This window comes from Nocardioides sp. NPDC057577 (genome assembly GCF_042801335.1).
Lineage (GTDB): Bacteria > Actinomycetota > Actinomycetes > Propionibacteriales > Nocardioidaceae > Nocardioides.
The window spans coordinates 1-9,454 of record NZ_JBHVGB010000212.1 but is presented as its reverse complement, the minus strand read 5'-3'; the positions used below and the strand labels follow the sequence as shown (position 1 = coordinate 9,454).

The following is a 9,454-nucleotide window of genomic DNA, read 5'->3' as shown; positions in this document are numbered from 1 at the left end:
GGGGGCCACGACAGTCCGGTGCCGCCCCCCACAACTGCATTCTCGGCTCGCCATTTCTGCCGACTCGGCGGGGGTCAGGCCCGGCAGAGGCAGAAGGGGTGACCGGCGGGGTCGAGGAAGACGCGGAAGGACTCGCCGGGCTGGACCTCGTGCTTGGTGGCGCCGATCGCGAGGACCTCGGCCTCGGCCTTGTCGAGGTCGTCGACGGTGACGTCGAGATGCGTCTGCTGAGGTACGTCCTGGCCGGGCCACTTCGGGGCCTGGTAGTTGTCGACGCGCTGGAAGTCGAGCGATCCGCCGTCGCCCCAGGCGCTGGCCCAGCCGCCGTCGTCGTCGACCTTGGACTCCCATCCGAGGAGCTGTGCGTAGAAGGTGGCCAGGGCTGCCGTGTCGGGACAGTCGATGACCCACTGAGGAGTGCGTGCGATAGCCATGGGACCGACGTTACGAGCGGTTCCGGACGTTCCGCTTCCGCCAGGCGTGACGTCGTCTCAGAAATATACAGTCAGGGTTGACTGTTTGTTTCTGGCGCGGCAGAGTGCGTGCCTGTGAGCCAGGCCACCCGCGTACCTCAGGAACAGCGCACCCGCGCGATGCGGGCCCGCCTCCTCGACGCCACCGTGGAGCTGCTGGCCGAGCGCGGCTTCGCCGGCACCTCGACGACGCTCGTCTCCCAGCGTGCCGGGGTCTCCCGCGGGGCGCAGCTGCACCACTTCCCGGCCAAGAACGACCTGGTCGTGGCGGCGGTCGAGCACATCACCGAGGCCCGAGGCGAAGCGCTGAAGGAGGCCGCCGGGGCGCTTCCGGAGGGCGGGCAGCGTACGCGCCACGTTCTCGCCATGCTTGCCGAGCAGGTCACCTCCCCGGTCTTCGCCGCGGCCCTGGAGCTGTGGGTGGCGGCCCGTACCGACGAGCAGCTGGCCGCGGCGGTGGGTCCGCTCGAGCAGCGCATCGGGCGCGAGCTCCACCGGGCCACGGTCGAGCTGCTGGATGCGGACGAGACGAAGCCGGGCGTACGCGAGCTCGTGCAGGCCACGCTCGATCTCGTCCGCGGCCTGGCTCTGGCTGACACGATTACCGACGATGCCGCCCGACGCGAACGGATCCTCGATCACTGGGCCGAGGTCTTGGAAAGAGAGCTGCGATGAGTCTGCTGGATCAACTTCTCGAGGACCTGTCGATGGAGGGGTTCGAGCTGCGCCAGGTGGTGGCGGGCCTGAGCGAGGCGGGCTGGCGGGAGCCGACGCCGGCCGCGGGCTGGGACGTCGCCGCCCAGATAGCCCATCTGGCCTGGACCGACGAGGCCGCGCTCGCTGCGACCGAGTGGGTGGCGGGTGACGCGACCGCGTGGGACGAGCTGGTCACCGAGGCGCTCAAGAATCCCGAGGGCTACGTCGACGAGGCCGCGCTGGCGCTGGCCACGATGCCGGCGACGGACCTGTTGGAGCACTGGGACGGCGTACGTGGCGAGCTCGCCGGAGAGCTCGCGAACGTCCCGGCCGGGAAGAAGCTGCCCTGGTTCGGTCCGCCGATGTCGCCGGCCTCGATGGCGACCGCTCGGTTCATGGAGACCTGGGCCCACGGGCTGGACGTGCGCGAGGCGCTCGGTCTGACCTACGAGCCCAGCGACCGCATCAAGCACGTCTGCCACCTCGGCACCCGCACCCGTGACTTCTCCTACGGGGTGCACGGCCTGACCCCGCCGAGCGAGCCCTTCCGCATCTCCCTCACCTCACCCTCGGGCGAGGTCTGGGAGTGGGGGACCGAGGATGCGGTGCAGAGTGTCCGCGGCCCGGCGTACGACTTCGCCCGGCTCGTCACCCAGCGCATCCACCGCGACGACACCGCGCTGGAGACCACCGGCGGCGACGCCGAGAAGTGGCTGACGATCGCCCAGGCGTTCGCCGGTCCCACCGGGGACGGGAGGGCCAAGAAGTGATCAACATCGGCAACTGCTCCGGTTTCTACGGTGACCGGTTCTCGGCGATGCGGGACATGCTCGAGGGTGGTCGGCTCGACGTGCTCACCGGCGACTATCTCGCCGAGCTGACCATGCTCATCCTCGGCAAGGACACGCTGAAGGACCCGACGACGGGCTACGCCAAGACGTTCCTGCGCCAGGTCGCGGACAGCATCGACCTCGCCCTGCAGCGGGACGTCAAGATCGTCTCGAACGCCGGCGGTCTCAACCCCGCCGGTCTCGCTGCCGCCATCGAGGCGCTCGGGACCCGCGCCAAGGTGGCCTACGTCGACGGTGACGATCTCCGGGGTCGTCTCGACTCCCATCCCGACGCATTGACGGCGAACGCCTACCTCGGTGCCTTCGGGATCGCGCACGCGCTCGACGCCGGCGCCGACATCGTCGTCACCGGTCGCGTCACCGACGCGAGCGTCGTCGTCGGGCCGGCGATCGCCCACCACGGCTGGAAGCGCGACTCCTACGACGAGCTCGCGGGCGCCGTGGTCGCCGGGCACGTGATCGAGTGCGGCACCCAGGCCACCGGCGGCAACTTCTCCGGGTTCCTGACCATGTCGCCCCAGGCTCGGGCGCGTCCGTTGGGCTTCCCGGTCGCCGAGATCGCCGTCGACGGTTCCTCGATCATCACCAAGCAGGACGAGACCGGCGGCACGGTCACGGTCGACACGGTCACCGCACAGCTGCTCTACGAGATCCAGGGTCCGCTCTATCTCGGTCCCGACGTCACCACCGACCTGACGTCGATCCGCCTCTCCGAGGTCGGGATCGACCGCGTGGCGATCACGGGCGTGACGGGCACCCCGCCGCCGGCCACGCTCAAGGTCGCCGTCAACTCGCTCGGGGGCTACCGCAACTCCGCCGAGTTCGTGCTCACCGGCCCCGACATCGACGCCAAGGCCACCTGGCTGCGGGACCAGCTCGACGCCGAGCTCCCGATCGGGCCCGACTACACCTGGTCGACCTACCGCATCCCCGCGCCCGACTCCCCGACCGAGGAGGGAGCCGCCTGCATCCTGCGGCTCTCCGCACGCGCCGCGGACGCCGATGCAGTCGGTCGCGCGCTGACCGCCCCGGCCATCGAGCTGGCGCTCGCCTCCTACCCGGGCTTCCACGTCACCGCGCCCCCGGGACGGCCGTCTCCGTTCGGGATCTACAAGGCTGCGTACGTCCGGCGCGACCGCGCCACCGAGACCGTCCACCTCCCCGACGGGTCGACCTACGAGGTCCCGTCCCCACTCGCCTACGCCGAGGCGTCGGCTAGGTCGGCCGAGACGTCACGCGATGTGACCACTCGACCGACCGCAGCGACGCTTCGGCCGACGGGGGCGACCTCTCGGCGAGCGCTGGGGGAGCTGGTCTATGCCCGATCCGGGGACAAGGGCGGCGACGCCAACCTCGGGCTCTGGGTGCCGCAGGGGCAGCCGGAGGCGGCCGTCGAGTGGTTGCTGGACACCGTCACCCCGGAGTGGGTACGGGACCTGCTGCCCGAGGCCGAGGACCTGGCCATCGACATCACGCCGCTGCCGCACCTGCGCGGGGTGAACATCGTCATCCACGACCTGCTCGGGGAAGGCGTAGCCGCCTCGACACGGTTCGACCCGCAGGCGAAGGGCTTGGGCGAGTGGGCCCGGAGCCGATTTGTCGACATCCCGCAGGAGCTTCTGTGAGCAACGACCTGTTCGAGCTGGGCGCCGAATTCGCCCGCCGTGAAGTCTTCCCTGACCTCCAGGTCTGGGAGGACAACCAGGAGATCCCGCGGGATCTGCACAAGGCCGCCGCCAAGCAGGGCCTGCTCGGGATCGGGTTCCCGGAGGAGGCCGGCGGTGAGGGCGGCGGACTGGCCGACACCGTCGCGGTGACCGAGGGGCTGATGTCCGAGGGCGCCTCGTCCGGTCTGCTCGCGGGCCTGTTCACCCACGGGATCGCGCTGCCGCACATCGCCAGGCACGGCTCGGACGACCTCATCGACCGATACGTGAGGCCGACCCTGGCCGGCGAGAAGATCGGCAGCCTCGCGATCACCGAGCCCGACGGCGGCTCCGACGTCGCCCACCTCCGCACGACCGCAACGCGCGACGGTGACGAGCTCGTCGTCAACGGCGCCAAGACGTTCATCACCTCTGGCTGCCGCGCCGACTTCGTCACCACCGCCGTACGCACGGGCGGGAAGGGCGCCGGCGGCATCAGCCTGCTCGTGATCGACAAGGACACCCCCGGCTTCACGGTCACCCGCAAGCTCGAGAAGATGGGCTGGAAGTGCTCCGACACCGCGGAGCTCGCCTTCGAGGACGTACGCGTTCCGGCCGCCAATCTCGTCGGTGACGAGAACGCCGGCTTCGTCTACATCGCCGAGGCGTTCGTGACCGAGCGGATCGCGCTGGCCGTGCAGGGCTACGGCACCGCCGCGCGCTGCCTGGCGCTCACCATCGAATACTGCCGCCGGCGTGAGACCTTCGGCGAGCCACTGATCAAGCGTCAGGTCGTACGCCACAAGCTCGTCGAGATGCACCGGCAGGTCGAGGTGGCCAAGGCCTATACCCACGCCGTGGTCGCGAGATACGACCGCGAGGGGTCGACCCAGGCCACGATCGCCGAGGCGGCGCTGGCCAAGCAGACAGCGGTCGAGGCCTGCACCTGGGTCGTCGACCAGGCCGTCCAGCTCCACGGCGGGACGGGATACATGCACGGGACCGAGGTCGAGCGGCACTACCGCGACGCCCGGATCCTGCCGATCGGAGGAGGAGCCACCGAAGTGATGACGGACCTGGCCGCCAAGCTGTTGGGACTGGACCGATGAGCGGAAATAGAGAGGCGCTTCTCGAGAAGATCGACGCCCTCGACGCCGAGCACGCCAAGGCCGCGGCCGGCGGCGGCGAGAAGTACGTCGCCCGCCACAAGGCCCGTGGCAAGCTCCTCGCCCGCGAGCGGATCGAGCTGCTCCTGGACGAGGGCAGCCCGTTCCTGGAGACCCAGCCGCTGATCGGCTGGGGCAGCGACTTCCCGGTCGGTGGCTCGATCATCACCGGCATCGGTGTGGTCGAGGGCGTCGAGTGCATGATCGTCGCCAACGACCCGACGGTGAAGGGCGGGGCGCTCAACCCCTACTCCCTCAAGCGCTCCTTCCGGGCGGCCGAGATCGCCGAGAAGAACGGTCTGCCGACGATCAACCTGACCGAGTCCGGCGGCGCCGACCTGCCCACTCAGAAGGACATCTTCATCCCGGGCGGGAAGGGCTTCCGCGACCTGACCAGAGCCTCCGCCCGCAAGCAGCCCACCGTCTCGGTGGTCTTCGGCAACTCCACGGCCGGCGGTGCGTACGTCCCCGGCATGAGCGACTACGTGATCATGGTCAAGGAGGGGGCGAAGGTCTTCCTGGCCGGCCCGCCGCTGGTCAAGATGGCGACCGGCGAGGACACCGACGACGAGTCGCTGGGCGGTGCGGAGATGCACTCGCGCATCTCCGGCTCCTCGGACTTCCTCGCCGTCGACGAGCACGACGCGATCCGACAGGCACGCCGGGTCGTGGCCAGGCTCAACTGGCGCAAGCGCGGCCCGGAGCCGAAGGCGTCCTATGAGCCCGAGCTCGACCCCGACGGCCTGCTCGACCTGATCCCGACCGACCTCAAGGAGCCGTTCGATCCCCGTGAGGCGATCCTGCGGATCGTCGACGGGACCGGCCCCGACAACGAGGTTGCGTTCGACGAGTTCAAGCCGCTCTACGGATCGAGCCTCTGCGTCGGCTGGGCGCGGCTGCACGGCTACGAGATCGGCATCCTCGCCAACGCGCGCGGCGTGCTGATGTCGGAGGAGGCCCAGAAGGCGGCGCAGTTCATCCAGCTCGCCAACCAGAAGGACACCCCGCTGCTCTTCCTGCACAACACCACCGGCTACATGGTCGGCACGGAGTATGAGCAGGGCGGCATCATCAAGCACGGTGCCCTGATGATCAACGCGGTCTCCAACTCCACCGTCCCGCACCTGACCGTGATCATGGGCGCGTCCTACGGCGCGGGGAACTACGGCATGAACGGCCGTGCGTACGACCCCCGCTTCCTCTTCACCTGGCCCTCCGCGAAGTCCGCGGTGATGGGGCCGGCCCAGCTCGCCGGCGTGATGGAGATCGTCGCCCGCGAGTCGGCCGAGAAGAAGGGCGAGGTCTTCGACGCCGAGGGTTTCAAGGGCGTCAAGGAGATGGTCGAGGGGATGGTCGAGGAGCAGTCGCTGCCGATGTTCCTCTCCGGCCTCGGCTACGACGACGGGGTCATCGACCCGCGCGACACCCGCACCGTCCTCGGCCTCTGCCTCTCCGCCATCGCCACCCGACCCGTCGAAGGCGCCATGAACTTCGGCGTCTTCAGGATGTGAGTGCCATGATCAACCGAATTCTGGTCGCCAACCGCGCCGAGATCGCCTCGCGCGTCTTCCGCACCGCCCGCAAGCTCGGCATCGAGACCGTCGCGGTCCACTCCGACGCCGACGCGGACCTGCCGTTCGTGGCGGAGGCGGACAATGCCGTACGCCTCCCCGGCAACGCCCCTGCCGAGACCTACCTCCGCGCCGACCTCATCATCGAGGCGGCGAAGGTGGCCGGTGCCGACGCGATCCATCCGGGCTACGGGTTCCTGTCGGAGAACGCCGACTTCGCGCGCGCCGTCGAGGCTGCCGGTCTGGTCTGGATCGGACCCTCCCCTGCGTCGATCGAGCAGATGGGCTCCAAGATCGAGGCCAAGAAGATCATGGCCGCTGCCGGGGTCCCGGTCCTGGAGGCGCCGGCTTCGCCCGTCGAGTCCGACCTCCCGCTGCTGGTCAAGGCCTCCGCAGGCGGCGGCGGGCGCGGGATGCGGATCGTCCGCTCGCTCGACGCACTCGGCGCCGAGATCGCCAAGGCCGAGGCCGAGGCCGCGTCCGCCTTCGGGGACGGAACCGTCTTCGTCGAGCCGTACGTCGAGGCCGGCCGCCATGTCGAGGTCCAGGTCGTCGGGGACGGCGCGGGCAACGTCGCCGTCTTCGGTGAGCGCGACTGCTCGGTGCAGCGTCGCCACCAGAAGGTCGTCGAGGAGTCCCCGGCCCCGCTGCTGCCGGACGCCGTCCGGTCGGCGCTCCACGAGGCCGCCCGGAACGCTGCCGCGGCGATCGACTACCGCGGTGCCGGGACCGTCGAGTTCCTCTACGACGCGGCCACCGAGCGGTTCTGGTTCCTGGAGATGAACACGCGCCTGCAGGTCGAGCACCCGGTGACCGAGCTGGTGCACGGGGTGGACCTGGTGGAGCTGCAGATCGCGGTCGCGGAAGGTGGAGGTGTTGGTTTCGACACGCCTTCGCTTAGCGGCTCCGGCGGCTCAACCAGCGGGGTTGATGGGCATGCGATCGAGGTGCGGCTCTACGCCGAGGACCCTGCGGCGGACTATCAGCCCCAATCAGGGACGTTGACGGCATTGGAGTTCCCTGGGGACGCGCGGGTCGATGCCGGCTACGCGTCGGGCTCCGAGGTCAGCACGTTCTACGACGCGATGCTGGCGAAGGTGATCGTGCACGCGGCCACCCGGGACGCCGCGATCCGGCGCTTGGTCTCGGTGCTGCGTACGGCCAAGATCCACGGGCTGGTGACCAACCGGGAGCAGCTGGTCGGGATCCTCGGCTCGGACTCGTTCCGGAGCGGCGAGGTCACCACCGCCCTGCTCGCGAAAGAGACTTTTCTTTCAACGGTCGACGACCCCGGTGCCCCGGTGGCCGCCGCGATCGCCCTGGCTGAGCGGACCCGCCGGCCCGGGGTCCCGGTCGCCTGGCGCAACGTCACCAACCAGCCGCAGCGGACCGTCTTCGAGGACGGGTCCGAGGACGGTCTCGTCGCCGAGTGGTACGGCACCCGCGCCGGCTATCGCGTCGACGGCTTCGAGGTCATCGACGCAGGTCAAGAGCGGGTTGTGCTCGAGAAGGACGGGCTGCGCACGACGTACGCGGTCTCGATCGAGGGCGATCAGGTCGATATCGACTCCTCGTTCGGGCACACCGCGCTGAGGAGGCGTCCGAGGTTCACCGACCCGGCCACCCAGGCCCAGCCCGGGAGCCTGCTGGCGCCGATGCCGGGGTCGGTCGTCAGCGTGCTCGCCGAGGCGGGTGACAGTGTCGAAGAGGGCCAGCCGCTGCTGGTCCTGGAGGCGATGAAGATGCAGCACACCGTGACCGCGCCGACCGACGGCGTACTCACCCAGATCAACGTCACACCAGGAACCCAGGTCGCCGCCGGCGAGGTGCTGGCCGTCGTCGAGGAGGAGACAGCATGACCGCAACAGCATTCAGTGAGCCTGAGGAGCGGACCGCGCTGCGCGAGGCGGTGGCGAAGCTGGCCGGGAAGTACGGCCACGACTTCGTCGCCAAGCAGGCCCGCGAGGGCGGCAAGATGACCGAGATGTGGCTCGAGATGGGCCGCCACGGCTTCCTCGGCGTCAACATCGACGAGGAGTACGGCGGCGGTGGCGGCGGCATGAGCGACCTGGCCGCGGTGCTCGAGGAGGCCGCGACCGCCGGCGCCCCGCTGCTGATGATGGTCGTCAGCCCCGCGATCTGCGGCTCGATCATCGGCCGCTGCGGCACCGAGGAGCAGAAGAAGCGCTGGCTTCCCGCCATCGCCGACGGGAGCCTGCTGATGGCCTTCGGCATCACCGAGGCCGACGCCGGCTCCAACTCCCACAAGATCACCACCACGGCCAAGCGTGACGGCGACAGCTGGGTGCTGAACGGCCAGAAGACCTTCATCTCCGGCGTCGACGAGGCCGACTCGGTCCTCATCGTGGCCCGGACCGAGGACGCCAAGACGGGCAAGCTCAAGCCGGCCCTCTTCGTGGTCCCGACCGACTCCGAGGGCTTCACCAAGCAGGTCATCCCGATGGCCTGGGAGGCGCCGGAGAAGCAGTTCACCCTCTTCATCGACGACGTACGCCTCCCGGCAGACGCCCTCGTCGGCGACGAGGACGGCGGCATCTGGCAGCTCTTCGCCGGCCTCAACCCCGAGCGGATCATGGGCGCCGCCCTCTCCTGCGGCATGGCCCGCTACGCGCTTGGAAAGGCAGTGGCGTACGCCGCGGACCGCTCGGTCTGGAAGGACGCCCCGATCGGCTCCCACCAGGGCATCGCGCACCCGCTCGCGAAGGTCAAGATCGAGCTGGAGCAGGCTCGCCTGCTGTGGCAGAAGGCCGCCGCGCTCTACGACGCCGGTGACGACGCGGGGGCGGGCGAGTACGCCAACATGGCCAAGTACGCCGCCGGCGAGGTCGCCTGCAACGCCACCGATGCCGCGGTCCACACCCACGGCGGCAACGGCCTCACGGTCGAGTACGGCCTGGCCAACCAGCTCGTCGCCGCCCGCCTCGGCCGGATCGCCCCGGTCAGCCGGGAGATGATCCTCAACTACATCGCCATGCACACCCTGGGGCTCCCGAAGTCCTACTGATCCCGCACCAGAGAACAGAAACAGGG

The 9,454-nt window shown here is 69.8% G+C and carries 8 protein-coding genes; 7 read left to right on the top strand and 1 reads right to left on the bottom strand.

The window, feature by feature from the left end:
* Window positions 1-74: 74 nt before the first annotated feature.
* Window positions 75-434 carry a VOC family protein gene (locus tag ACFU7D_RS26600; RefSeq protein WP_378873053.1) on the bottom strand — a complete coding sequence of 120 codons (360 nt, stop codon included), beginning with the start codon at window positions 432-434 and terminating at the stop codon, window positions 75-77.
* 114 nt (window positions 435-548) lie between these two features.
* Between ACFU7D_RS26600 and ACFU7D_RS26595 the strand changes: the two genes are divergently transcribed.
* The 7 genes from ACFU7D_RS26595 to ACFU7D_RS26565 are packed head-to-tail and all read left to right on the top strand — an operon-like array spanning window position 549 to window position 9,428.
* On the top strand, window positions 549-1,148 hold the full coding sequence (locus tag ACFU7D_RS26595; protein WP_378873051.1) for a TetR/AcrR family transcriptional regulator: 600 nt from the start codon (window positions 549-551) through the stop codon (window positions 1,146-1,148).
* Complete coding sequence (locus tag ACFU7D_RS26590) at window positions 1,145-1,939, top strand: TIGR03084 family metal-binding protein (RefSeq protein WP_378873049.1); 795 nt, start codon at window positions 1,145-1,147, stop codon at window positions 1,937-1,939. Before ACFU7D_RS26595 ends, ACFU7D_RS26590 begins: the two co-directional genes overlap by 4 nt.
* Complete coding sequence (locus tag ACFU7D_RS26585; RefSeq protein WP_378873047.1) at window positions 1,936-3,645, top strand: acyclic terpene utilization AtuA family protein; 1,710 nt, start codon at window positions 1,936-1,938, stop codon at window positions 3,643-3,645. The genes ACFU7D_RS26590 and ACFU7D_RS26585 overlap by 4 nt, the downstream gene beginning before the upstream one ends.
* Window positions 3,642-4,775 carry an acyl-CoA dehydrogenase family protein gene (locus tag ACFU7D_RS26580; RefSeq protein WP_378873045.1) on the top strand — a complete coding sequence of 378 codons (1,134 nt, stop codon included), beginning with the start codon at window positions 3,642-3,644 and terminating at the stop codon, window positions 4,773-4,775. The genes ACFU7D_RS26585 and ACFU7D_RS26580 overlap by 4 nt, the downstream gene beginning before the upstream one ends.
* A complete protein-coding gene (locus ACFU7D_RS26575) occupies window positions 4,772-6,343 on the top strand; it encodes an acyl-CoA carboxylase subunit beta (protein ID WP_378873043.1) in 1,572 nt (523 codons plus the stop codon). Before ACFU7D_RS26580 ends, ACFU7D_RS26575 begins: the two co-directional genes overlap by 4 nt.
* Window positions 6,344-6,348: 5 nt before the next feature.
* Entirely contained in the window at window positions 6,349-8,262 is a 1,914-nt protein-coding gene (locus tag ACFU7D_RS26570) for a biotin carboxylase N-terminal domain-containing protein (RefSeq protein ID WP_378873041.1), read from the top strand.
* The gene (locus ACFU7D_RS26565; RefSeq protein WP_378873039.1) at window positions 8,259-9,428 is read left to right on the top strand and encodes an acyl-CoA dehydrogenase family protein; all 1,170 of its coding nucleotides are present in this window, start codon (window positions 8,259-8,261) and stop codon (window positions 9,426-9,428) included. The genes ACFU7D_RS26570 and ACFU7D_RS26565 overlap by 4 nt, the downstream gene beginning before the upstream one ends.
* Window positions 9,429-9,454 lie beyond the last annotated feature (26 nt).

What these genes read in the sequence shown, in the direction of transcription:
- ACFU7D_RS26600 (WP_378873053.1), bottom strand. Translation starts at nt 434, where the DNA reads ATGGCTATCGCACGCACTCCTCAGTGGGTCATCGACTGTCCCGACACG.
- ACFU7D_RS26590 (WP_378873049.1), top strand. Translation starts at nt 1,145, where the DNA reads ATGAGTCTGCTGGATCAACTTCTCGAGGACCTGTCGATGGAGGGGTTC.
- ACFU7D_RS26575 (WP_378873043.1), top strand. Translation starts at nt 4,772, where the DNA reads ATGAGCGGAAATAGAGAGGCGCTTCTCGAGAAGATCGACGCCCTCGAC.
- ACFU7D_RS26570 (WP_378873041.1), top strand. Translation starts at nt 6,349, where the DNA reads ATGATCAACCGAATTCTGGTCGCCAACCGCGCCGAGATCGCCTCGCGC.
- ACFU7D_RS26565 (WP_378873039.1), top strand. Translation starts at nt 8,259, where the DNA reads ATGACCGCAACAGCATTCAGTGAGCCTGAGGAGCGGACCGCGCTGCGC.